At 71.1% G+C, this 23,425-nt stretch carries 17 protein-coding genes; 1 reads left to right on the plus strand and 16 read right to left on the minus strand.

Annotated elements, in window-relative coordinates:
* From ACIBKY_RS47345 to ACIBKY_RS47370, 6 genes are read right to left on the minus strand one after another with little or no spacing between them, the layout of a single operon-like run.
* The gene (locus ACIBKY_RS47345; protein WP_397107920.1) at positions 1-261 is read right to left on the minus strand and encodes a hypothetical protein; all 261 of its coding nucleotides are present in this window, start codon (positions 259-261) and stop codon (positions 1-3) included.
* Positions 262-753, minus strand: coding sequence for a hypothetical protein (locus ACIBKY_RS47350; protein ID WP_397107922.1), 492 nt, complete (start codon positions 751-753; stop codon positions 262-264).
* Positions 750-3,248, minus strand: a complete 2,499-nt coding sequence (locus ACIBKY_RS47355; RefSeq protein ID WP_397107924.1) for an FtsK/SpoIIIE domain-containing protein — start codon at positions 3,246-3,248, stop codon at positions 750-752. Before ACIBKY_RS47355 ends, ACIBKY_RS47350 begins: the two co-directional genes overlap by 4 nt.
* Positions 3,245-3,676 carry a nucleotide exchange factor GrpE gene (locus ACIBKY_RS47360; RefSeq protein WP_397107926.1) on the minus strand — a complete coding sequence of 144 codons (432 nt, stop codon included), beginning with the start codon at positions 3,674-3,676 and terminating at the stop codon, positions 3,245-3,247. Before ACIBKY_RS47360 ends, ACIBKY_RS47355 begins: the two co-directional genes overlap by 4 nt.
* Positions 3,673-5,175, minus strand: coding sequence for an Hsp70 family protein (locus ACIBKY_RS47365; RefSeq protein WP_397107928.1), 1,503 nt, complete (start codon positions 5,173-5,175; stop codon positions 3,673-3,675). The genes ACIBKY_RS47360 and ACIBKY_RS47365 overlap by 4 nt, the downstream gene beginning before the upstream one ends.
* On the minus strand, positions 5,175-6,290 hold the full coding sequence (locus tag ACIBKY_RS47370) for a hypothetical protein (protein ID WP_397107930.1): 1,116 nt from the start codon (positions 6,288-6,290) through the stop codon (positions 5,175-5,177). The genes ACIBKY_RS47365 and ACIBKY_RS47370 overlap by 1 nt, the downstream gene beginning before the upstream one ends.
* 124 nt (positions 6,291-6,414) lie before the next feature.
* Here ACIBKY_RS47370 and ACIBKY_RS47375 point away from each other — a divergent pair, with 124 nt between their 5' ends.
* A complete protein-coding gene (locus ACIBKY_RS47375; protein ID WP_397107932.1) occupies positions 6,415-7,128 on the plus strand; it encodes a winged helix-turn-helix domain-containing protein in 714 nt (237 codons plus the stop codon).
* On the opposite strand, the gene ACIBKY_RS47380 is transcribed toward ACIBKY_RS47375, so the two are convergent.
* The 10 genes from ACIBKY_RS47380 to ACIBKY_RS47425 form a co-directional block, all read right to left on the minus strand.
* Positions 7,114-8,064: a hypothetical protein gene (locus ACIBKY_RS47380; protein ID WP_397107933.1), complete on the minus strand. Its 951-nt coding sequence runs from the start codon at positions 8,062-8,064 to the stop codon at positions 7,114-7,116. The genes ACIBKY_RS47375 and ACIBKY_RS47380 overlap by 15 nt on opposite strands.
* A 240-nt stretch (positions 8,065-8,304) precedes the next feature.
* On the minus strand, positions 8,305-9,567 hold the full coding sequence (locus ACIBKY_RS47385; RefSeq protein WP_397107935.1) for a serine/threonine-protein kinase: 1,263 nt from the start codon (positions 9,565-9,567) through the stop codon (positions 8,305-8,307).
* A gap of 85 nt (positions 9,568-9,652) precedes the next feature.
* Positions 9,653-12,484 (minus strand): TIM-barrel domain-containing protein, encoded by a 2,832-nt coding sequence (locus ACIBKY_RS47390; RefSeq protein WP_397107936.1) that lies wholly within the window; start codon positions 12,482-12,484, stop codon positions 9,653-9,655.
* Positions 12,481-15,720 carry a TIM-barrel domain-containing protein gene (locus ACIBKY_RS47395; RefSeq protein ID WP_397107938.1) on the minus strand — a complete coding sequence of 1,080 codons (3,240 nt, stop codon included), beginning with the start codon at positions 15,718-15,720 and terminating at the stop codon, positions 12,481-12,483. The genes ACIBKY_RS47390 and ACIBKY_RS47395 overlap by 4 nt, the downstream gene beginning before the upstream one ends.
* 14 nt (positions 15,721-15,734) lie before the next feature.
* Positions 15,735-17,921, minus strand: coding sequence for a TIM-barrel domain-containing protein (locus ACIBKY_RS47400; RefSeq protein WP_397107940.1), 2,187 nt, complete (start codon positions 17,919-17,921; stop codon positions 15,735-15,737).
* Positions 17,918-18,988 carry a glycoside hydrolase family 15 protein gene (locus tag ACIBKY_RS47405; RefSeq protein WP_397107942.1) on the minus strand — a complete coding sequence of 357 codons (1,071 nt, stop codon included), beginning with the start codon at positions 18,986-18,988 and terminating at the stop codon, positions 17,918-17,920. Before ACIBKY_RS47405 ends, ACIBKY_RS47400 begins: the two co-directional genes overlap by 4 nt.
* 31 nt (positions 18,989-19,019) lie before the next feature.
* Positions 19,020-20,270 (minus strand): ABC transporter substrate-binding protein, encoded by a 1,251-nt coding sequence (locus ACIBKY_RS47410; protein WP_397107944.1) that lies wholly within the window; start codon positions 20,268-20,270, stop codon positions 19,020-19,022.
* A gap of 13 nt (positions 20,271-20,283) precedes the next feature.
* Positions 20,284-21,156 carry a carbohydrate ABC transporter permease gene (locus ACIBKY_RS47415; RefSeq protein ID WP_397107945.1) on the minus strand — a complete coding sequence of 291 codons (873 nt, stop codon included), beginning with the start codon at positions 21,154-21,156 and terminating at the stop codon, positions 20,284-20,286.
* Positions 21,149-22,087, minus strand: coding sequence for a carbohydrate ABC transporter permease (locus ACIBKY_RS47420; RefSeq protein ID WP_397107947.1), 939 nt, complete (start codon positions 22,085-22,087; stop codon positions 21,149-21,151). Before ACIBKY_RS47420 ends, ACIBKY_RS47415 begins: the two co-directional genes overlap by 8 nt.
* Positions 22,084-23,301 carry an ROK family protein gene (locus tag ACIBKY_RS47425; RefSeq protein WP_397107949.1) on the minus strand — a complete coding sequence of 406 codons (1,218 nt, stop codon included), beginning with the start codon at positions 23,299-23,301 and terminating at the stop codon, positions 22,084-22,086. The genes ACIBKY_RS47420 and ACIBKY_RS47425 overlap by 4 nt, the downstream gene beginning before the upstream one ends.
* Between the last annotated feature and the right edge of the window lie 124 nt (positions 23,302-23,425).

Raw genomic sequence — 23,425 nt, forward strand, 5'->3', positions numbered from 1 at the left:
TCACACCCGGTTGGCGTAGTCGGTCGCGGTCTTGGCCGCGCTGTGCAGCGAGCCCGCCGCGGCCTTGACCGCCCGCGAGGCCTCCTGCAGCACCGCGATGATCTGCTTGTCCGCGGCGGTGGCCGAGCCGCCGATGAGCTCCTGCACGCGGGCGACGGCCTGGGAGAACTTCACGTCGAAGGCCTGGATGCCGCCGGCCGCCTGCCTGGACTGGTAGGCGACGTCGTGCAACTGCTGCTTGACCTGCTGGATCTGGGACATCTATCCGGCTCCGATCACGAGGACCAGCACGATGACGAGCGCGACCGCCCCGATGAGCACATAGATCCAGACCGGTCGCCGGGACGGCGGCGCCACCGGCCGCGGCGGCGGTGGAGGGGGCGGCGGCGGATTGGCCGTGACCATGGAACGGGCGGCCAGAAGCTCGGCGAGGCTCTCGTTCAGCCCCTCCTCCAGCCGCTCCAACGTGGCCAGCGCCGCCCTGGCCGTGGTGGGGACCCCCAGGTCGAAGCGGTCCGCGGGGCCCTCCCGTGGCACCTCGCCCTCGGTCATGACCTTGTGGCAGAGCCCGTCGAGCTGCCCGAGCCGCCTCTCCACCTGCTGCCTCTCCTGTACGGCCGTCGCCAGCCGCTTCTCCGCGGCCGACACCGCCCGCTTGGCGGCGGCCTCGACGGCGTCCAGCCGGCTCCGCCCCGCCTCGGCCGCGCGCGCCAGCACCCCGAGCGCCTCGGTGTACTCCTCCCACGCGCTCACCCGAAGATCACCACCGGCAGCGGCTCTCCGGACAGCCCGTCGTGCAGCAGCCCCCGGCCGGGCCGGGCCGACCAGGCGACCAGGGGCCCGCACACCTGCTGCACCGCCTCGACCGGGTGGCGCAGGAACAGGTGGGAGCTGACGTGGCAGCGGTCGAAGCCGAGGTGCTCGGTGCACACGTTCATGCGGTTCCACCAGCCGTAGAAGAAGACGCCCACGTCCGGCCCGTCCTTGACGATCTCCTTCAGCGTGTCGGCGGGCGAAGTGAAGTCGTCGCCCATCCGCATCCTGGCGCGGTGCATGCCGAAGCCGAGCACGTGCACCCACGGCTCGCCGTCGTCGCGCCCGCGCATCTCCTCGCGCAGCTCTGCCAGCTGCCCGGGGATCGCCCGCGCCTCCTCAAGCCCGTCCAGCCAGACGAACCGGTCGGCCGGGCGCGCCTTGCCGATCGAGGCGCTGAGCCCGGCCAGCACGCCGCGGGCCGCGGCCGCGTCGTCACCCAGGATGAGCAGCCCGGCGCCCGGCTCCTGGCGCACGTCGAAGGCGGTGGGACGCTCGGTGACGGCCACCGGCACGCCCACCCACGGCCGGACCAGGCCGGGTCCCGACTCCACCGGATGATGCAGCAGAGCGGCCAGGTCGGCGGGCTCGTCCTGCTTGAACACGCGCGGGCGGCGCTCGGCGCGGGCGTGGTGCCACAATTCGGCCCGCAGCGCAGACAGTTCCTCCTCGCGGGCGTGGGCGATCAGCGCGACGCGGTTGGCCTCCGGTGAGCCGTAGTCGTCGTTGAGCACGGCCTGGCCGCGAAAGCGCAGCCCGGCGGCGGCCGTGTTGTGCGAGGACAGCAGCGACTGGGAGTCGGCCGCGGTGGTCTTGAGCACGATCCGGTTGGGGACCTGGCCGAAGATGGCCTCGCGCTTGGTGGCCAGGCGCTGGATGCCCTCGATGGTCTGGGTGGCCAGCACCACGTGGACGCCGTAGGCGCGGCCGAGCCTGACGAGCTTCTCCAGCAGGGCGGTGGCCTCGTCGGCGATCGGGTCGTCCTCGGCGAGCATCACCTGAAACTCGTCGAGCACCAGCAGCAGGCGCGGCGGGCGGTCCGGGCCCGGGTCCATGCCGGCGATGTCGGTCACGCGCAGCCGCTTGAACGTCTCGCTGCGCAGCTCCATCTGCTCGTGCACGTGCCGCAGCACCGCCAGGCCGAACTCACGGTCGCTGAACACGCCCAGCACGCGGGCGTGCGGCAGCCAGCGCTCGCCGCCCAGCCGCTCGAACTCCAGGCCCTGCTTGAAGTCCAGCAGGTACATCTCCAGGTCGGCGGGGGAGTAGCGGGCCGCCAGGCCATGGATGAGCACCAGCAGCAGGTTCGACTTGCCCTGGCCGGCCGAGCCGCCGATGAGGATGTTGGGCAGCGGTGGGTTGCTGCTGCTGAGCCGTACCCAGGCGGGCTCGCGCCCCTCGGCGCCGACCGCGATCCGCAGGCCGTCGCCCTTCTCCACCCGCGCCCACCAGTCGCGGCGCGGCGGCAGCGTCCCGGCGAACGGCACCCGCGGCAACTGCGCGCCCGCCGCCGCCCCCGCCACCGCGGCGAACAGCTCCGGCCCCGGCGGCGGGTCGGGACGGCAGACCACGTTCTCCAGCCCGGCCACCGTGATCCGCTCGCGGCCCGCCTCCACGCGCCGCAACAGCGCGGCCAGCCGCTCGGGCTCCACGCCGTGCTCGGGCCGGATCGCCGCGTTGTGCTGGACGAGGAAGCAGACGCCGCGCCCGGCCGCCGACTCGGCCACCCGCAGCAGGTCCCGCTGCACGCTCTCGTCCACACCCGCCGGGTAGTCGAGCACCACCATCAGCCGGTACGGCTCCGCCAGCTCCTCGAACGCGCACCCGCCCGACTGGGCGACGCGCTGGGCCCGGGTGTGCAGGGTGCGGACCAGGTCGCCGACCCGCTCGGCGAGTTCGGCCACGCCGGACAGCGAACGAGGCAGCGCCTCGCCGAAGACCCCGAGCGCCCCGGTCAGCCTGGGGTCGTACGAGTCCACCTGGACCCGGCCGGCCGGCGTGGCCGCCACCGCCCTGAGCACCGCGCCCAGGACCAGGCCGGCGGCGCCGTCTCCCACGGCGTACCAGCCCGCGGTGGGCAGCAGCGGGACGACGACCGGCACTTCGCCGCAGACGCCGACCCGCACATGTGTGGGGGCCGCGGTGCCGAGAGACCCCCACTCGGCCCCGGAAAAGGGCAGGCCGGCGACGCCGGGCGCGAGTTCCGCGGTTGTGGCAGCCGCCGTCTCCCTCGCGCCGTCCATCGCCCGCCGCACCGCGGCCTGGATCCGGTGCCGTTCCGCCTCGGCCGTACGCTCGGCCTGCCGGACGGCTAGTTGCCGGTCGCGCTCCGCCCCGAGCTGCGCCTCGGCCGCGACCTTCCTGGCCACGGGCGCGTAGGCGCGAAAGGCCGTGACCAGTCCCCTGATCGCGGCCTCGCGATGGGCGACGCTCACAGGGCCACGACCACCCTGGCCGGCCGGAACACCCAGCCGTGCCGCGCGTAGCCGCGGTTCCACACCTCGAGGATGGTGCCCGGCTCGCTGCCCTCCTCCGGGCGGGCGGCCGCCGCCTCGTGGTTGGCGCGGTCGAAGCCGGTGTCGGTGGGTACCTCGTTGATGCCGTTGGCGGCGAGCAGTTCGAGCAGTTCGTCCCGGATCTCCAGTGCGAACTCCTTCTCGCCCTCGCGGCGGTCGATCCGGTCGATGACGGTGGCCACGCCGAGCACCAGCGGCAACTGCAGGTCGCGGAAGAGCGCGCCCTCCGCCTGCTGGATACGGCGGGCCTGCTCCTCAAGGAGCTTGCGCTTGTCCAGATCGTCGGACAGGCGTCGTTTGAACAGGTCGGTCAGGACGTCGAGTTTCTCGGACAGTTCCTCACTCATAGGATCTCCAGGTCGCGCATCGCGTTGCGCATCTGCTCGACGGCGTGGGCCCCCAGGTTGTTGTCCCGTTGCAGCTCGACGGCGCCCAGCGACTGCCCGGTCGCGCCCAGGAACACCTCGGCGTGCACGACGCCGTCGATGTCGTAGGCCATGACCACGCGGATCTCGGCCTCGTCCGGCAGGCCGGGCGGCAGCATCAGCTCCGTCGACTTCAGGACCGTCACGTAGCGCAGGTCCTCGTCGTCGCCCTCGGTCAGCTCGAAGTCCACCACCCGCTGGCCGGGCTGGACGGTGTAGAAGCTCTTCTCCCGCTTCACCGGGATCTTCGAGTTGGCCGGGATGATGATGGAGTTCTGCGCGATGTTGCGCTCGTTGAGCGCGATGGTGCCGAGGCTCTGCGAGGTCACGTCGCTGACCACGACCGGGATGCGGGCGATCGCCCCGCCGGCCGCCGCGCCCAGCGTGTCGGCGTAGACGGCCGCGCCGAGCGCCACCGCCTCGTCCGGGTTGATGCCGATGTCCGGCACCCGGCCGGACATGCGCTGCACCATCGCGCTGACCATCGGCATCCGGGTCGAGCCGCCCACGAGCAGGATCCGGTCGATCTTGTCCCAGTCGACGCCGGCCTTCTCCATGACCTCCTCGACCGTCACCTCGGTACGGCTGAGCAGGCTCGCGGTCAGCTCCTCGAACTCCGCCCTGGTGACCGGCACCTGGAAGCTCGCTCCGTCGGCGCTGACCCGCACGATCGTCTGCGGCATGCTGGTCAGGCGCCGCTTGGCCTGCTCGCACTGGCCGCGCAGCTCGGCCTCGCCCTTGTCCGACTCGCGCACCTCCGGCCCGCCCTGCTCGCGGATGCGGGTGGCGACGTGGCCCATGAGCAGGTTGTCGAAGTCGAAGCCGCCGAGGTTGCGGTCGCCGCCGGTGGCCATGATGTCGAACTCCGTGCCGGTCACCCGCATGATCGTCACGTCGAAGGTTCCGCCGCCCAGGTCGTAGACGAGGAAGACGCCGCTCTGCTGCTTGTTGAGCCCGTAGGCGATCCCGGCCGCGGTCGGCTCGTTGATCAGGCCGAGCACGTTGAGCCCGGCGATCTCGCCGGCGTCCTTGGTCGCGGTACGGCGGGCGTCGTCGAAGTAGGCGGGAACCGTGACGACCACGTCCCTGACCTCCTCCCCGAGCTGCATGGAGGCGTCGGCGGCCAGCCGCTTGAGCACCAGCGCGGAGACCTCCTCCGCCCGGTACTCCCTGCCGTCGGCGTCCACGTACGCCGCCCCCGGCTCGCCCATCTTCCGCTTGACGAACTCCACGCAGTCGTCGGGCAGCACGGCGGCCAGCCGCTTGGCCTCCACGCCGACCAGCGGCGTGCCGTTCTCGAAGACCACGACGGACGGCGTGAGCCGTTCGCCCTCGCGGTTCTCCAGGATCTCCGGGGAGGGCCCGCGCACGATGGCCGACGCCGAGTACGTGGTGCCGAGGTCGATGCCGATGACCGTCATCAGCGCACCCGGACGATCTTGGCGTTGATGCGCCACTGCGGAAGGTAGTGGTTGCGGATCTGGAGGTGGATGCGCAGCCAGGCCAGGCCGCCGCCGACGAGCAGGCCCAGGAAGAAGCCGCCGTTCCCGATCTCGCTCATGAAGGCGGTGATGACGAAGGCGATGATCACCCAGAGGATCACGGTCTTGGTGATCTTCCAGGCGGTCACGCCGAACAGGTGCTTGGTCTCCATCGCGACCAGGTACTGTTCCTGGTCGGCGAGGCGCAGCATGATCTGCTCGTCGTCGCTCAGCGTCCTGACCCGGTTCAGCACGGCACGGATCTGCGCGATCTCCTCGGCCGAGGTGATGTAGTACCCGTCGTCCTGCTTGGCCACGGGGATCGTCTCGGCGTGCGCGAGCAGCACGTCGGCCAGGTAGTAGGCGGCCATCCGCTTGTTGGAGCCGTGCAGGTGGAGCTTCTCCAGCACCGGGATCGCCTGGGCGTAGCGGCCCTGGTTCGCCAGGCAGCCGGCGATGCCCAGGTCGGCCTCCTCCGAGCCGCCGGTCAGCCGGTTGACCTGCTCGTAGCAGGACAGCGCCCGGTCCCACTGCTCCAGTTCCTCGTAGACGCCGCCGAGTTCCAGCTGCCGGTCGGGGTTGGCCGCGTCGAGCGAGGTGGCCTGCTGCGCCTCGTAGAGCGCTTCGCTGAGGTTGCCCAGGCCCGCGTTGGCACGTGCCAACAGGCTCCAGACCTCGGCGGAGGCGCCGAGCGTGTTGCGGGCCTCGCGGGCGCAGTAGGCGGCGGAGTTGTAGTCGCCGACGGCGAGGTAGTCGCGGGCCTGCTGCAACCAGTCGCCGCTCGCCGACGAGGCGGTGACCGGCGCCTGGGAGCCGCCGCCCGCGGCCAGGAACGCGTTGAGCTGGAGATCGTAGCCCTTGCGCCGGGCGTCGTCGAGCAGGATCTCCCTGGCCTTGGTCAGCAGCGCCACCTTCTGCTCGGCCTCCTGCCGCTTGCTGAGGTCGGAGCTGTTGGTGCGCTTCTGCCACTGCCGGAGCTCGTTGGTGATCTTCTTCTTGATGACGTCGGCCGGGTCGTTACGCTCCGCGCCGACGATGGCGTAGTAGTTGTCCATGCCGCGTCTCCATGGCCGGGGGATCTCCATGCTCGGAAGCCAGATCGCGGCCCGCCAGTGCTGTTGCGGCCAATGGCAAGAAGATGACGTTATGTCACGCGCGAGGGCGGCCTATGCTCCGGTCGTGGAAGTGATCACGGTTCAGCGCGACTTCCAGGGCAGCACGGCCGTCGAGACCCGGCACCTGCGGCCAGGAGAATCCATCACCTTCGGTCGCGGCACCGCCGACACCCCGGTCGACCTGCGGCTCGACGACCCGGCCGTCTCGCGCAAGGCGGGGCTGCTACGGGCGGTCAAGGACTACTGGGAGATCTCCAACCTGTCGCGCCGCTACGCCTACGTCGTGGAGAACCTGGAAGGCGGCGGATTCGTCCGGCTGTCACCGGGCACGGTCGACGCGCCGATCCCGTTCGAGACCGCCAGGGTCCGCGTGCCCGGCCGCCAGGACCAGCTGACCTTCCTCGTGCTGGCCCCGCTCAAACGCCGCCTGGCCACCGAGCACGACCCCGGCGGCGCCACCGGCACCCCGCAGCCCTACCCGCTCGACCCCGCGGCCAAGTACTTCCTCGTGCTCGCCGCACTGTGCGAGCCTCAGCTGCGCGACCCCGCCCGCGACCGCGTGCCGAGCGTCCCCGAGGTACGCCAGCGGCTGGCCGCCCTGGGACTGAGCCGCTCGGCCATCAACTACCACGTGGACTTCCTGGCCGGCACGAAGTTCCGGCTCCAGCCGCCCGGCCAGGGGGCCGGGGTCGACTGGAAGCCCCGCTCGATCGTCAAGCACGCGCTGCGCTTCGGCCTGATCACCCCCGCGCACCTGGTCCTGCTACCCCCGGACTAGCAGGCTCGCCACGTGGTCGCTGACGCCCTTCAGCAACGTCGAGGGCATGATCGGGTGGTCGGCGATCGCGGAGAACAACGAGGGCAGGCCCGGCAGCGGGAAGCCGTCGTCCTTCAGCGCCGCCGCCCCGACGTCGTTCTTGTCCAGCGCTCCCCGGCTGCGCTCCCACGCGTCCAGCACCTCCTCGGGGGAGGGCACGCCGAAGCCGTGGCCCACCGGGGCGGCGTGGCGCAGCCGTACCAGGGGGGTCTCGGCGAAGGCGAGCGCGCTGCGGGCGCGGGTGCCGAGCTCGCGGCGCGGTTCGGGAGCGATCCAGTCCATGGCCGTGCACGGCTTGCGGCAGGTGGACACGCACACCGCGAGCGCGCCGGCGACCTGGCTGTGCTGGCGGTCGAAGTAGGCCCGCCAGCCTTCGGGCGGCTCACCGGCCACCCGCAGCGTACGGTTGGTCGCCGACTGCTCGGACTTGGTGTGGTCGCAGTCGCGGTCGCCGATCACGCCGAACCTGCTGCCGTCGGCGCTCAGCCCGTGCGGCCAGCGCGCCGGGTCGCCCGCGTGGCCCAGCTGCGGTTCGAAGGCCAGCAGCGGCAGGTACTCGCTGGCGATGTGCACCGCGGCGATCATCGGGCTGAGCTCGCGCCGGTGCCACCGGATCGCGATGACCTCCAGCAGCAGGCCGTAGGCGGGGCGCAGCGACTCCAGGGCGCCGCGCGGCGTCTCACGGGGCGTCTGCGGCATGTGGCAGGCCCGCGCCCGGCGCTTCAGGTCGGCCGGCACGCTCCGCGCCTCGACGGCGAAGTCCTCGGCGTCCAGTGAGAGCAGCCGCTGCCCGAACTCGCACACGGCGGCCACCTCCTCGTCCGAGGCGAGGGCTCCGAGGTCGGCGAAGGCATAGCGGTGGGCCAGCGCGACGAGCAGATCACGAGTCGTATCCACGCGATCACTCTCTCACGGCTCGGAAACCACCCGCGTCGCCCCGGGACCCGGGTGCGCGCGGTCTGTTCTGGCGGTCACTTTGCGAGCTTGGAGATGGTTCGCGGGGTCCTGGAGCAGCGTGCGGTCTGTTCTGACGGTCACCCTGCAAGCTTAGAGATGGTCCGCAGGAGCCCGGAGCGATGCACTAGCTGTCATGGATATGCACTGGACAGATCAGAACCCGAAGTCGGGCACCACCCATCACGACGGGCAGGGCTCGCGGACGCACTGAATCTCGCCCGGCTGGCCCGTGGGCTCGACGGTCGGCTCCTCCGGTCCTGGCGTCGTGGGCTCGGCCGTGGGCGTGGGCTCCACGGTCGGGGTCGGCTCGGCGGTGGGAGTGACCGTGGGTGTCGGCCGCGTCGGCGTCGGCTCGGGCTCGTTCGTGGCCGTCGGGGTCGGCTTGGGAGTGGGGGAGGTCTTGGCGGGCGGCAGCGCCGGCTTGCCCTTGACCTGCTCGCGCTCGGTCTGCGGCGTCACCGTGGCGTTGCCGCCGGGCGGCAGGATGCTCTGCTGCTCAAGCGGCGCCACCGGGCGCAACCACAGGGAGCCCACCACGGCCGCCGTGGCCAGCACCGCGGCCGACACGGTCAGCGCGCCGACCAGCGCCCGGCGGCGGCGCGGCGCGGGCGAGGCGTGGGGGTCGGCCAGCGCCCTGCGCGCGGCCTCGCCCATGTCGGCGGCCGAGGCCCAGCGCCGGTCGGGCGTCTTCTCCAGCGCCCTGGCCACCACGGCGCGCGGGCCCGGCGGAACGTCGTCGGGCAGCGTGGGCGGCGGCTGGTGCAGGTGCTTGTAGATGATCTGCACGGGGGTGTCGCCGTCGAACGGCAGCCGCCCCGTCAGGCACTCGTAGGCCACCACGCCCAGCGCGTAGACGTCGACGGCGGGCGTGACGTCGCTGGCGGTGGCCATCTCGGGCGCGCAGTAGCCGGCCGAGCAGAGCATCGCGCCGGTGGCGGTGAGCTGCCCCGCCGAGACCGAGTGGGCGATGCCGAAGTCGGTCAGCGCCACCCGGCCGTCGGGCCGCAGCAGCAGGTTGCCCGGCTTGACGTCGCGGTGCACGATGCCCTGCGCGTGGGCCGCCGACAGCGCGTCGGCCACCTCGGCGACCAGCCGCATCGTGTGGGCGGGGGTGAGCGGCTCGCGGTCGAGCGCCCGGTCAAGCGACTCGCCCTCGACGTACTCCATCACCAGGTAGCTCAGCGTGCGCTCGCCGACCCTGGCCAGGCCGTAGTCGTAGACGTCGACGACGCCGGGGTGGCGCAGGGTGGCCATGGCGCGCGCCTCGTTCTGGAAGCGCTGGGCGAAGGTGGGGTTCTCGCTGAGGGCGGGGGTGAGCACCTTGAGCGCGACCTCGCGGCCGAGGACCGTGTCGGTGGCACGCCAGACCTCGCCCATGCCGCCACCGCCGATCCGGGTGGTCAGCTGGTAACGATCGTTGAGTGTGGTCCCCGAGCCGAGCACGCCTTCAACGCTAACACCGGTGCCTGCCTGCCACGCGGGAATCAAGAAGCGGGCGCTCCCCGGAAGAGGGGAGCGCCCGCATTGTTCAGAACGCGCCGGTCGTGGTGCCTCCGCTGCCGGTGGCGGGGGTGGTGAAGGCGCTGTTGGCGCCCGGTTGCCACTGGTCGGCGGTGTCGGGGAAACCGGCCTCCTGGCGCTTGACGCACTTCCACTCGACCGGGGTGTTCGGCGGGAGCTTGCCGATCGTGCCGGTCCAGGTCGGATACGCCGTCGGCGACAGCTTGACCGCGCTGGCCACCGACCAGTTGCCCAGCTGCGGGACGCTGCCCACGGCGTAGACGGACTGGCCGGGCGTGGTGGTGCCGTTGGCGCAGGAGAACGTCATCGACACCGGCGCCTGCCCGAGCGTGAACGCGAACGTCTTGGCCGTGGTGACGCTCACGCTCGCCGACTTGGCCACGACGAGGTTGCCGCCCGCGTTGTACCAGCCGCTCGCGGCCGCGTCGAAGGCGGCCTTGTTCGCGTGCTGGGTGAGCGGCGTGCCGTTCAGCGTGACCGCCGAGGCCTGGGTGTCGGTGACCAGCTCGACGACGTTCCGCCGCGCGGCCGGCGCGCCCGTGTACGTGCCGCTGGACGCGGCCACCGTGACGGTCGCGGTCGAGCCGCTGAGCTGCTGCCCGAGCTGCGTCGTCCGTACGGCCCCGCCCTGGTAGGCGGTGGTGGCCCCGTCGTCCTCGTAGAGGGTGAAGTTCGAGGCCGCCGGATCGGCGTACACCCGGGCGACCAGCTCGTCGCGGGTGGTGGCGTCGGTCCGCTTGCCCAGCACGTTCATGGTCTTGTCGTCCACGAACATCTTGGGGATGATCGCCCCCGCCCTGGCGAAGGCGGGCAGCCGGAACTCGCCGCCGACCCACAGCGGGCGGTCGTTGAACCATTGGCCGGTGCTGGTCAGCTTCTCGCCCGTGCGGTTGTCGAACCATGTCCCCGCGGGCAGGTACATGTTCCTCTTGCGTTCGTTCTTGCCGGCCACGACGCCGACGAGGAGGTCGCGGCCGATGAGCTTCTCGCTGCCCATCTCCCGCACGTTCGGGTCGTTCTGGTAGTGGTAGACCAGCGGCGGCACCAGCGGCTCGCCGGTCCGGTTGGCCCGGTGCGCGAGCGAGTAGTAGTAGGGCGTGAGCTCGTACCTCTGGCGGAGGTTGGCGAGGTTGCTGGGCACGTGGCCGATCTGGTCGGGGGAGGTCTGCGCGCAGTTGCACAGGTTCTCGGTGTGCGGGCGGACCGGCACCTCGAACCAGGCGCCGTTGGCCAGCCACTGGGTGTAGAGCTCGTTGAGGTCGGAGTCGAGCATCTCGCGGCGGAAGCCGCCGATGTCGGAGCCGAAGTAGTCGATGCCGGACATCGACATGTGCATCTGGACGTTCTGCTGCTGGGCCAGGGCGGTCAGCTTCGAGCCGATGTCGGCCGACCACATGGCGACGCCGTGGCGCTGCATGCCGGCGGCGCCGGAGCGGGCCAGCAGGAAGGGGCGCTTGGTGGTGCCGCCGGCGTAGCCGCGGGCGATGCTCTCGGCCCACTTGAGGTTGTAGACGTTGTGGTAGTCGGCGTGGGCGTGCTTGCCGGGCAGGACTCCGGCGGTCCAGTCGCCCGCGTCGTACATCTCGGGCTCGCCGAGGTCGAGCCAGTGGCCCTGGACGCCCTGGTCGATCAGCGGCTTGCGCTTGGTGGTGTGCCAGTAGTCGCCGGCGGCGTCCTGGGTCCAGTCGATCATGCCGCCGCGGCCCCACCAGTCGTTGGTGGTGAGGTAGGCGGGCAGGCAGGTCGCGCAGCCGGCCCGGTTGAGGTAGCCGCGGGTGGCCATGTCGGAGTGCTCCGGCCGGTTCTTCCCGATGTAGGACTCTTCTATGGTCATCAGGCCGATGCCCTTGTTCGCCTGATAATCCGAAATAGCGGCGGATGGGTTAGGAAAGGCTGATGTATCCCAGGAAAGTGAGCCCATGCGGGTGTTGTCGGAACCGGCGGTCACCCCGCCGAACCACGGCAGGTCCAGCACGAAGCCGTCCACCGGGAACTTCGCCGTCCGCAGGCCGGTGAGCCGGTTGTCGATCTCGGCCCAGTTGTCGTAGCCGAACTCCGACACCCACAGGCCCAGCGCCTTCTTCGGCGGCACCGGCGGGCGGCCGGTCAGCTCCAGGTAGTCCTTGCGCAGGTCGGGCAGGTCGGCGCCGGTCATCGTGTACCACCGGAGCTGGTCGCCCCAGGTGTCGACCGTCCAGGGGTCACCGGTCAGGTTCCACTCCTGCTTGTAGACCTGGTCGAGCAGGAGGCCGTAGTTGAGGTTGCTCGCGCCGACCGCGAACAGTACCGGGATCTGGGCGTTGCCGACCGGGCCGTTGTCGGTGTCGTAGGCCATGGCGTTGCCGTACTGGCCGCCGGGGGTGCGGGTGCGTCCCACCCAGTCGCCGTCGGCGCTGCCGCCCATGAAGAACTGCTCGCCGAGGCCGTAGGCGTTCTGGATCTGGCCCTTGGTGAGGCTCAGGCCCTTCCACGCCTGGCCCAGGTTGCGGGGGCAGGCCTCGTACAGCTGACGGGTGGGGTCGAAGACCTTCACGCACAGCGTGCCGGGGGTGACCTCGACCTTCATCGCGGCCGTGGTGAGCGTGTTGCCCGACTGGTTGAAGCTGGTGGGGCCGGTGTAGTCCTTCTTGGCGATCTGCGGCGTGGTGAACAGCGGCGCGCCGGTTCCCGGGCCGGCGCCGTTGGCCAGTTCGAAGTGCACCAGGTCGTCGTCGAGGAACTCCACGATCAGGTAGGTGGAGCCGCTGGTGAACTGGACCCGCTGCACCGCCGCCTGCGCGGGCAGGGCGATGAGCAGCGGGGCCAGCAGCGCGGCGAGGAGGATCAGGGCGCGTCTCATGGCCGGGCCACCACCAGGTTGTCGAGGTTGATCCCGTTGCTCGCGTACTCGATCTTGACGGTGTGGGCGCCCGCGGTCAGGCTGACCGGGAGCGTGGCGGTGCCCCAGGTGTCCCAGTTGGGCTGGGCGGGCAGCGACAGGGTGCCGGCGGAGACGCCGTCCACGTACACGGTCCGGGTGGCCGCGACGGTCGTGGAGTAGCGGAACTTCAGCTGGTGGCTGCCCGCCGCGTCCGCCTTCACCTGGAAGGTGACGGCGTCGCCGGCCTGGGCGAAGCCGTCCACGAAGCCGGTGCCGGTGTAGCCGGGGTGGTCGTTGTTGGTGCTCGTGCCGGTCCCGGCGGCGAACTCGGCCTCGTAGGCGGCCTTGTCCACGCCGTTGAGCACGATCGTGCGGTTGCCGGTGGCGCCGGCCAGCTTGACGTGCGTGAGCTGCTGGACCGGGTCCCACCACCAGCCCTCGGACGCCGCCTTGAGGTCGGCGAGCGTGGCGCGCGCCGTGGCGCCGGTGACCGTGCCCGGCTTGGTGGAGGCCACCTGCAGCGTGCTGGTGGTGGTCAGCGCGGGGACCGTGATCGTGGCCGTGTGCGCGCCCCAGTTCTCGGCGCTGGAGATGGTACGGCTCACGCCCGCCGAATCCTCGAAATACGAATAGGAGGTGGACCCCGCCGGATAAATCCGGAAGGCGAGATTGGTGTAGCTGGAGACGCTGTTGCCGATCTCGCCGCCCAGCTCGTAGTCCGCGTTGAGGTTCAGCGGGATGATCGCGCCCGGTTTGGCGTAGACCGGGATCGTGTCCAGCCCGGCCGTGTAGGACTTGGTGCCGGGACCGGTGAAGCGCCCGCCGTTCCACAGGTCGTACCACTCGCCCGCGGGCAGGTAGACGTTCCTGGACGAGGCGCCCTGCGCGGTGACCGGCGCCACGAGCAGCTGCGAGCCGAACATGTACTGCTGGTCCTGCGCCGCGGCCGTCGCGTCACCGGGGAAGGAGTAGCTCATCGCGCGCATCATCGGAGCGCCGGTGACCGAGCCGGCCTTGGCCTCGGTGTAGAGGTAGGGGATCAGGTTCATCCGCACGTTGGCGAACTTGCGGAACGTCGGCACGACCGTGGTGTTGCCGCTGCGCGCCTGCACGTTCCACGGCGTGCGCGCCTCGGAGACCGGCGGATTGGCCTTCTCCGAGTGGTACTGCATGACCGGCGAGAACACCGCCTGTGCCGCGCTGCGCAGATACAGCTCCGCGCTCGGGAAGTCGCCGGTGAAGCCGGCCAGGTCCCACGCCGTGTACGGCACGCCCGACTGCCCCGCCGAGATCATCGCCCGCACCGCCTCCTGGAAGGCGGGGAAGCTGGAGTTCTGGTCACCCGCCCAGAAGATCGAGTTGGCCTGCGCGCCCGCGGTGCCGGCCCGGCTGAAGATCGTGTTCTGCGCGCTCTTGCCCTTGACGTAGGCGTTGTAGGCCTGGGTGTAGCTGTTGGGGTAGGCGTTGTGCATCTCGTCGCCCTTGCGGCCGTCGGCGAACTGTACGCCCCTGCCGAAGATCGCCTCGCTGCCGTCGGTCTTGAAGCCGTCGATGCCCACCTCGTCCATGAGGTAGTCGCGCTTGCTCATCCACCAGTTGGTCGCCGCCGCGCTGGTGAAGTCCGGCACCGTGCTGTCGCCGAACCACTGCCCGGTCGGGATGCGGTACGGGCCGTTCGTCGGGTTCTTCACGACGTAGTTCTGCGCCTGCGCGTAGGCCCTGTCGTTGAGGTGCTGCTGCGGGGCGGTCGGCGGGTTGCTGTCGAAGTTCTCCTTGAGCACCGGGATCTGCCAGAGGATCACCTTGACGCCCTTGTTGTGGGCGTTGGTGACCATGGCCTTGGGGTTCTGCCAGGCGGTGCCCGCGGGGAAGGTCAGGTTGGCGTAGGAGAGCTTGCCGCTGCCGGGCGTCGGCGTGTACGTGGCGCCGTGCCAGACGTAGAACGTGGCCTCGTCACTCCACTGCTCCAGCACCAGGGCGGTGTGCGGGATCTTGTTCGTGGTGACCTTGCCGAGCTCACTCTCCACCTCGGCCTGGGTGTTCCACTCGTTGGCCGACATCCACACGCCGAACGCCCACTTGGGCGGCAGCTGCGGGCGGCCGGTGACCGCCGTGTAGTCGTCGACGATCTTCGCGGGCGTGCCGGTGAAGACGTGGTAGTCGAGGGTGGAGTTCAGGGCGCCGCCGGTGTCCACGGTGAAGGCCGCCCGGTCGCCGGGGGCGAAGCGGGCGTAGCGGCTGGTGTTCACGTAGAGGCCGTAGCCGGCCGAGTTCAGGAAGAACGGGACGCTCAGGTAGGTGCGCCGGGTGGCGCCCTGGTCGCGGTACTGGTTGTAGACGTAGTTGTGGACTTCGGTGCCGCGCTGGTCGAGGCGGTCGTAGCGCTCGCCGTAGCCCTCGAAGCGCTCGCCGGAAGGCGAGCTGTACGCGTCCTCGATCTTGGTCACGGTCGTGGCGCCGTCACTGGCCCAGCGCAGGTTCGCCGCGTCCTGGCGGGTGATCAGCGTGGTGCCGTCGGACTTGTAGACCGACAGCCGGTACGGCGACTTCTGGATCTTCAGCACCATCGCGCTGGTCGAGATCGTCAGCGTGCCCGCCGAGTCGGACACGGTGTAGCCGGAGGCGCCGGAGATGTTCAGGCCCTGGCCGTTCGGCGCGACCTGGGTACGGAAGCGCTCGGCGGCCGGGAAGGCGAAGCGGATCTTCGGCGTGAGGCCGCCCGCGCTGTCACCGGTCGTGACGTCGACCGAGGTGCCGTTGTTGGTGAAGCCGGTGACGTTGGTCGGCGAGCTCCACGAGGTGACGGTGAACGCGAACGGGCCCACGGACTTCTGCCCGCCCCCGTTCACGTCCGCGTTGACCGTGTAGCTGATCTTGTCGCCGCGGGCGAAGCTGCCGAGGTTGATCTTCCAGTAGCTGTTGTTGCCGCTGTTGTAGTCCCAGGCGGCGCCGACCGGGGTCTGGTTGACGCCGTTCTTGGTCCAGGTGGCCCAGACGGTCTGGCCGGGCTCGATCGGCCAGGTGGTCGCCTTGACCGTCACCGCCTCCCCGGCCATCGGGTCGCGCGGCGTGCGCTCGTGCGGCTCGCTGGAGTACAGGTCGTCGATGCCGGTCGGGTGGTGGAAGACGCCGTCGAGGGCGTACGCGGGGACGGTGACGAGGGAGGCAAGCAGGACGATCGCCGCGACGACGACGCCCGACCGTAAGCGGATCACGGGTGGAGCACCTCTCAGACGGAGAAGACGGCGGACAGCTCGGGCCAGCGCTCGGCGGAGCAGAGCACGGGCGGGCGGTCGAGGGGAGCGGGCAGCGTGACCTCCTGCCCGCCGTCGAGGCGCGTGCCGGTCCAGACGTCGACCCACGCGCCTTCAGGTAGATAGACCGAGATTTCCGAAATGTCAGGCTCGGTGACCGGTGCGACCAGCAACGCGTCCCCCAGCTTGTACTGCAGCGGGAAGCGCCAGATCGCCGGATCGTCCGGGTGGTCGAAGAACAGCCCCCGCATCAGCGGAGCGCCGCCGCCGACCGCCTTGCGCGCCTCCTCCACCAGGTACGGCACCAGCCGCTCGCGCAGATGGGCGAACCTGCGGAAGACCGGCAGCACCCGATCGTCACCGGTGCGCTCTGCCACGTTCCACGGCGTGCGGTCCCGGCTCGGCGTGCGGTGGTGGTTGAACTCCGAGTGGTACTGCATGATCGGCATGAAGCACGAGGCCCCCGCCGCCCGGAGATAGAGCTCCGCCCCGGGCACCTCACCCGAGAACCCGGCCAGATCCCACCCCCAGTAGACGATCCCGCAGGCGGAGGCGGTGATCCCGGCCCTGATCGAGTTGCGGAACGCCGGCCAGGTCGAGTCCTCGTCCCCGGCCCAGAACGCGCCGTGCGGCTGCGACCCGGTGAACCCGGCCCGGCTGAAGGTCACCGGCGCCTTGCCGTACGCCCGCAGCAGGTCACCGAACGCCCGCGCGTAGTGCACGGGGAACAGCCCGTTGCCCTCCGCGCCCGAGCGGCCGTCGGCGTAGCGCAGGTCGTGGCCCCACGCGTGCTCGCCGCCGTCGGTCTTGAAGCCGTCGACGCCGACCTCCTCGACCAGGTAGCGGCGCTTGGCCGTCCACCAGTCCCGCACCTCCGGCGAGGACAGGTCGGGCATCAGCGCCAGCGGGAACCACCAGCCGCGGTTGCGGTAGGGCCGCCCGCCGGCCTCCTTCACGCCGTAGCCGCGCTCGGTCAGCTGCCGCGCGTCCACCGCCGCCTGATGGCGGGGGTGCGGGCGCGTCTTCTGCAGCGGGATCTGCCACAGCAGCACCTTCACCCCGCGCTCGTGCAGCTCGTCGACCATGCCCTTGGGGTCGGGCCACGGGCCGTCGGCCGGGAAGGTGTAGTCGGCGTAGCGGTGCGGCCGCTCGGCCGGCTCGTAGACGGCGCCGCGGAAGGCGGTGAACGTGCTCTCGTCGCTCCACGCCTCGATGACCAGCGCGCCCACCGGGATGTCGTGCTCGCGGTGCCGGTCCATCTCGGCCATCACCCGCTGCTGGGTGTTCCACTCGTTGCCGCTGGCCCAGAGCCGGAACACCCACGCGGGCAGCTCCACCGGCCGCCCGGCGTCATCCAGGAAGGCGTCGAGCACCCGGGCGGGGCCGCCGTCATAGGTGCGCACGGTCAGCTCCGTCTCGGGCCCGACCTCGGCCTCGACGCGGATCGTGTCGCCGATCTCGTACCAGGTGCGGCGGCTGGTGACCACGTGGAAGCCCCAGCCGCGCCCGCCCACCACGAGGGCGAACGGCATCGGCAGGTAGGTACGGCCGTGCTCGCCCTGCGCCTTGTACTGCTCGAACACCACCGCGTCGAGCGCGCGCCCGCGCTGGTCCACGGCGTCGAAGCGCTCCCCGAACCCGACGACGTGCTCGCCGCGGTCCAGCTCCAGCTCGAACCGCACCCGCCGCACGCCGTCACCGTCGCTCAGCCACCGCACGCTGCCCGGCACGATCCTCTCGCCGTGCAGCTTCCCGCCGCCCTCCGACCACCGCCCCGCCGACGTCTCGAACCATCGGCTGGTACGGCTGCCGCCACCCTCCAGCCCGGCCACGAAGCGGTACCGGTACCGCCTGCCCGCCTCTAGCGCCGGGCTGGTGACACTCCAGGACCCCGCGGCGGCCCGCGCGGCCCGAGCCTGCGCGGCGGCCAGATGCCCGCCGTCCTGCCCGCCTTCCTCAGCGCCCTCCGCCCTGACGGGGGAGAGCGGTAGCTCCACGGCCGCCGCGCCCTCCTCGCGCCACTCGCACACCACCGAGGCGACGTTGCCCGAGGCCCGCACCCGCAGCTCCACCGCCTCGCCGTCCAGCGGCCAGGCGGGCACCCGCTGGTCCTCGGTCAGCGCGTACGGATGGCCGGAGCCGAACGGGCGATGGCGGATCATGAGGAGACTCCCAGCTCGTCGGCGAGGATCAGGTACATGCCGTGCGACCACAGCAGCGGCGTGGCCACGGTGCCCCAGCGGTCCAGCCACTCCTGCTCGTACTCGGGGGCCAGCATGAGGTCCGACACCTGCTCGGGCAGGTCGCCCTCCGGGGTCGCCTGGGCGGCCATCCAGTCCAGGTAGCGGCGGGCCTCATCCGGCCGTCCGGCGCGGGCGTGGTTCCAGCCGAGGAACCCGGCCAGCAGCACCCAGCGGCCGCCGCCGTAGAAGGTGTCCTTCAGGTAGCGGTAGACGCCGCCGTCGCGGGCCAGCTGCCGCTCCACCTCGGCGACCGTGGCCGCGCCGACCGGGTGAGCGGCCGGGTAGAGACCGAACGGCTCCACGCAGGCCAGCAGGCTGCCGTCCACCGCGTCGCTGCCCAGCCACTTGCGCAGCCGTCCGTCCACGACGCCTTCGGCCGACACGAGCGCCTCGATCCCGGCCACGGCTTCGGCGGCGGCCGTACCCTCGGAGGGGGAGAGCACGCCGAGCGCCCGCGCGGCCCGCAGACCGGCGTGGATAGAACCGAGTGTCGCGACGTGCCGCCGCTCGACGTTCTCCTCCCACCAGTCGTAACAGGGCAGCGACCAGAAGGCCGACAGATAGCGCGCGGCGGTGCGCACGCCCTTCTCGGTCTCCGGCACCGCGCCGTGGCGGCGGGTGTGCTCGGCCAGCGCCCACAGCCAGGTGCCGTAGCCGTCGAGCTGGAAGTCCCACCACCCGTCGTCGCCGTTGAGCCCGTCGAGGGTGAAGCGGGTCGGCAGCATGTCGCCGGGCGGGATCGGGCCCTCGCGGGAGACCAGCGACTCGACCTGCCCGGCGCGGTCCGCGATGACGCCCGCCGACCAGCGGTGGAAGGCGGCGGCGCCGTCGGCGTCGCCGTGCCTGCTCACCCCCTCGGCGATGAACGCGCCGTCGCGCAGCCAGGAGAAGCCCTGGTAGGCGGAGAAGGACGGCGAGGCCGGGTAGGCCCCGCTGGACGACTGGTACCTGCGGATCACGTCGAGGCTGTGGGCGACGAGGGACACGGGTGCGGAACTCCTCAGCAGATCTGTTCGGTCAGCCCAGCAGGGCGTCGACCTTGGCGGCGGCGGACTTGAGCGCTTCCCCGACGGGCTTGCGGCCGGCTGCGGCCTCGGTCAGCTCCTTGGTCACGGCGTCCTGCATCTCCTGCTGGCGCTTGATGACCGGAGGAAGCGCGATCGACTTCAGCGAGTCGAAGACGGCCTGCCGGTTGGCGGGCTTGGGGTCCTTGAGGTATCCGGCCAGCAGTTGCTGGTCGGAGACGGGCGGCAGTTCCCACGAGGAGGCGATGCGGGTGTTGGCCGCGACGTCGGAGGAGCTGAGGAACTTGGCCCAGGCGTAGGCGGCCTTGCCGTTCTTGGTGGTGGCCGAGGCGGCGACGGCGTTGTGGAAGACGGCGCTGGCCTTGGCCGAATCACCGGGCTCGACGACGACGTCCCACTCGAACGGCACGTCCTTCAGCCCGGCGAACTGCCAGATGCCGTTGTGCCACATGGCGAGCTTGCCGGACTTGAACAGGTTGGTGTCGTAGTCGGCGGTGCCGCCGATCTCGGCCTCGGTGGGCATGGTCTTGCCGACCTTGGACACCAGCCAGGTGGCGGCCTTGACGCCGGCCGGGCTGTCGAAGGTGGACTTCTTGCCGTCGGCCGACAGGAACTCGCCGCCGGCCTGCTTGAGCGTCTTGTAGAACTCGAAGAACTGGACCGGCTGGTAGTCGCCGTACACCTTGGCCTTCTTGTCCGTGAGCTTCTCGGCCGCGGCCTGCTCGTCGGCCCACGTCCAGTCGGCGGTGGGCGGCTCGATCCCGGCCTTCTCGAACAGGTCCTTGTTGTAGAAGAGCACGACGGTCGAGAAGGACGCGGGCAGCGCGTACTGCTTGCCGTCGTGCTTGAAGGAGTTGAGCGACTCGGCGGCGTAGGCGGAGCTGTCGCCCGCGACCGCGCCGAGGTCGAGCAGGGAGCCGGCGCCGGCGTAGGTGACGAAGTTCTCGTAGTTGAGCTCGAAGGTGTCGGGGGCGGTGCCGCCGGCGATGCTGGTCTGGAGCTTGGTGAAGTACTGCTCGTAGGGGGCGGTCTCCACCACGACGTCGATGGTCGGGTTGGCCTTCTCGAAGGCGGCGGTGATCGCGTCGAGGTCCTTCACGTGGTCGGGGGCGGCGGAGAAGGTGAAGTAGCGCAGCGTCGTCTTGCCGCCCTCGCCGGTGGGGGCCTTGGTGGCCGATCCTTGGGAGCACGCGGTGGCCAGCAGCGCGGTGGCGACCAAGGTCGTCATGATCTTTCGCGACATATCCGTTTTTCCTTTACTTGAGCCCTGTTTGGGCCACGCTGGCGATGACGTGCTTCTGCGCGAAGACGTAGAGGATGAGGATGGGCACCACACTGATCACCGAGCCGGCCATGACCACGTCCCACTGCGTCGTGAACTGGCCGTGGAGCGTGGCCAGGCCGAGCGGCAGCGTCATGAACTCCGGCGACTTGATGATGATCAGCGGCCACAGGTAGCTGTTCCAGCTGGCCATGAAGCCGAAGATGGCGAAGGTCGCCAGCGCCGGCCGGATCAGCGGCAGCACGATGTACAGAAAAATCCGGAAATGACCGGCGCCGTCCAGAACGGCCGCCTCGTCGAACTCCTTCGGCACCTGGTTGATCGCCTGCCGCAGCAGGAACACCCCGAACGCCGAGGCGATCGTCGGCGCCAGCAGCGCGAAGTAGGTATCGACCAGGCCCAGCGTCCGCATCTCGATGAACAGCGGCACGACCAGCACCGGCAGCGGCATCATCAGCGTCGCCAGATACACGCTGAACAGCGCCCCGCGCCCCGGGAACGGCAGCCTGGCGAAGGCGTAGGCCGCCATCGCGCTGGTCAGCAGCTGCAGCACCGTCGAGGCCACGCCGATCCACACGCTGTTGAGCAGGATCCGCCAGAACGGCAGCGTCTCCATCAGCTTGCGGTAGGCGTCGAGGCCCGCGCCGTCGGGAGTGAAGTCCGGCGGTACGGCCAGCACAGCGTCACCCGGCGTCAGCGAGGTGATGACCGCCCAGGCGAACGGGAACAGCATCACCGCCGCGCCCAGCGCCACCAGCAGATACCGGCCTATTTGGCCGAGCTTCGCCCGGCGGGCCCGGATGGGTGTCCCCGCTTCGCCGCGGATCCGTCCTCGCGCCCTATCCATAGGTCACCCACCTGCGCTGCGCCCTGATCTGGACGGCGGTCACGATCAGCACCACGGCGAACAACAGCCACGAGAGGGCCGAGGCCATGCCCGCCCTGCCGTACCGGAAGGTCAGGTCGTAGATCTGCGTGACCACCACCTGCGCGTTGCCGCCCGCCATGATCCGCACCTGGTCGAAGACCTGGAAGCCGTTGATCAGCGAGATCACCACCACGAAGAACGTCGAGGGCGACAGCAGCGGCAGCGTGATCCGCCGGAAGCGCTGCCAGGCCGACGCGCCGTCCACGAGCGCCGCCTCCTGGTACTCCTTCGGGATCGCCTGCAGGCCCGCCAGCAGGATCACCATTACGAACCCGAGGTCCTTCCAGGCCGAGGCCAGGATCACCGAGGGCATCGCCCAGCCGGGGTCGGTCCACCAGCCGGGCCCGCTGATGCCCACCAGCCCGAGCGCCCAGTTGACCAGGCCGCTGGCCGGGTTGAGCAGCCACTTCCACATCAGCGCCACGACCACCCAGCTCGTGATCACCGGCAGGAAGTAGATGCCGCGCAGCAGGCTCCTGCCGCGCATCGCCCGGTTGAGCAGCAGCGCCAGGCCCAGGCCGCCGGCGTAAACGAGGGGGAGGTAGCCGGCGATGAAGTACAGGGTGTTGCCGAACGCGGTCAGGGTCTGGGGGTCGCCCAGCAGTTCGGCGTAGTTGCCGAGGCCGACCCAGCGCATGTCGGTGATCAGGTCCCACTCGTGCAGGCTCGTCCAGAGGGAGCCCAGCATCGGGATGATCGTGTAGAGCATCAGGGGAATCGCGCTGGGCAGCAGGAAGATCGCCACGGTCCCGGCATGGCGCCATTTGCCGCCGCGCCGGGATGAGACGGGCTTCATGGGGGCGGCCCGGACCGGGGTCTTGGGCGCCGTCGTGGTCTGGGGGCCGCTCACGTCGCGGCTCCTATCAGCCGGGCGCGCACCAGGCGTCCCTGCTCGCCCGCCGCCCCCGCCGCGTCGAACGGGGTGGCCAGCACCAGTGCCGCCGCGCCCTGCGCCCAGCTCGTGTCGTCCCAGCTCTCCACCTCGACCGCGATGTCGCGCCGCCCCGGCAGCAGATGCGCGCGCAGGGTGTCGTGGAAGCTCTCGCTCCAGTGCGCCCACTGCGCCGTGCCCTCGCCCAGGACCACCACGACCTCGGGGTCCACCACGTTCACGAGCCCGGCGGTGGCGCGGCCGAGGATGGCGGCCGCGTCGGCGAACACCTCGCGCGCCGCGCCGGGATGGACCGCCGCCCGTCCCAGCTCCCTGATGGCCGCGCCCTCGGTGACCCGCGCGGGGTCACCGGTCGGCAGGCCCTTGGCGCGGGCGGCGGCGGCCAGGCCGGCGGCGCCCACGAACGCCTCCAGGCATCCGGTCGCGCCGCACCCGCACACCGGTCCGTCGGGCGCGACGGGGACGTGGCCGAACTCGCCCGCGCCGCCCCTGGCACCGCGGTACACACGCCCGTCGGCCACCACGGCGGCGCCGACGCCCCGGCCTATCGTCAGCACGAGGAAGTCGCGGTGGGTGCGGCCTCTGCCGTACAGGCGCTCGGCCGCGGCGAGGGCGTTGACGTCGTTCTCCACCAGCACCGGCAGGTCGAGGCGGCGGCGCAGCCGATCGCCGACGGGCATGGCCTGCCACCCGAGCGTGGGGGCGTTCACGGTGCCGACGGCCTGGTCCTCGACGCTGCCCGGCACGCCGACGCCGACGCCGAGCAGCGGCGGCGCGCCGTCGATCTCCTCCAGCACCGAGGCGATGGCCGCGCCGAGCTCGTCGAGACAGCCGGGGGAGACCGGGTCGAAGGGCCGCTCCCAGGAGCCGAGCACCTCGCCGTCGAGCCGGACGTCCACGAGCACCAGGTGGTCGGCGGTCACCTTCACGCCGAGCGCCCGGCCCGCGCTGCCGACGAGCCCGAGCCGCTGCGCGGGCCGGCCGCCGCGCGACGGCTTGAGGTCGAGCTCCTCCAGCATGCCCGAGCCCATCAGCTCGCGGGTGAGCTGCGTGACGCTCGCCGGGCTGAGGTCCAGCTCCCGTGCGATCTCGGTACGGCTCAGCGGTCCCACCGTGCCCAGCAGGGCGAGGATCGCCGTCCGGGTGAGGTCGCCGCGGTCTGTGCCTGCCATTCCTTCGACTGCCCTCGACTTTCTTTAGTCATAAAGTTAGTGGTGAAAATATGCGGCCGGGGCTCCTCACCTGTCAAGAGGGGAGATGTGCGGACTTTTGTGAACCTGGAAGGTTAGAGGTGGT

The organism is Nonomuraea sp. NPDC050394 (assembly GCF_044459065.1).
Classification (GTDB): Bacteria; Actinomycetota; Actinomycetes; order Streptosporangiales; family Streptosporangiaceae; genus Nonomuraea.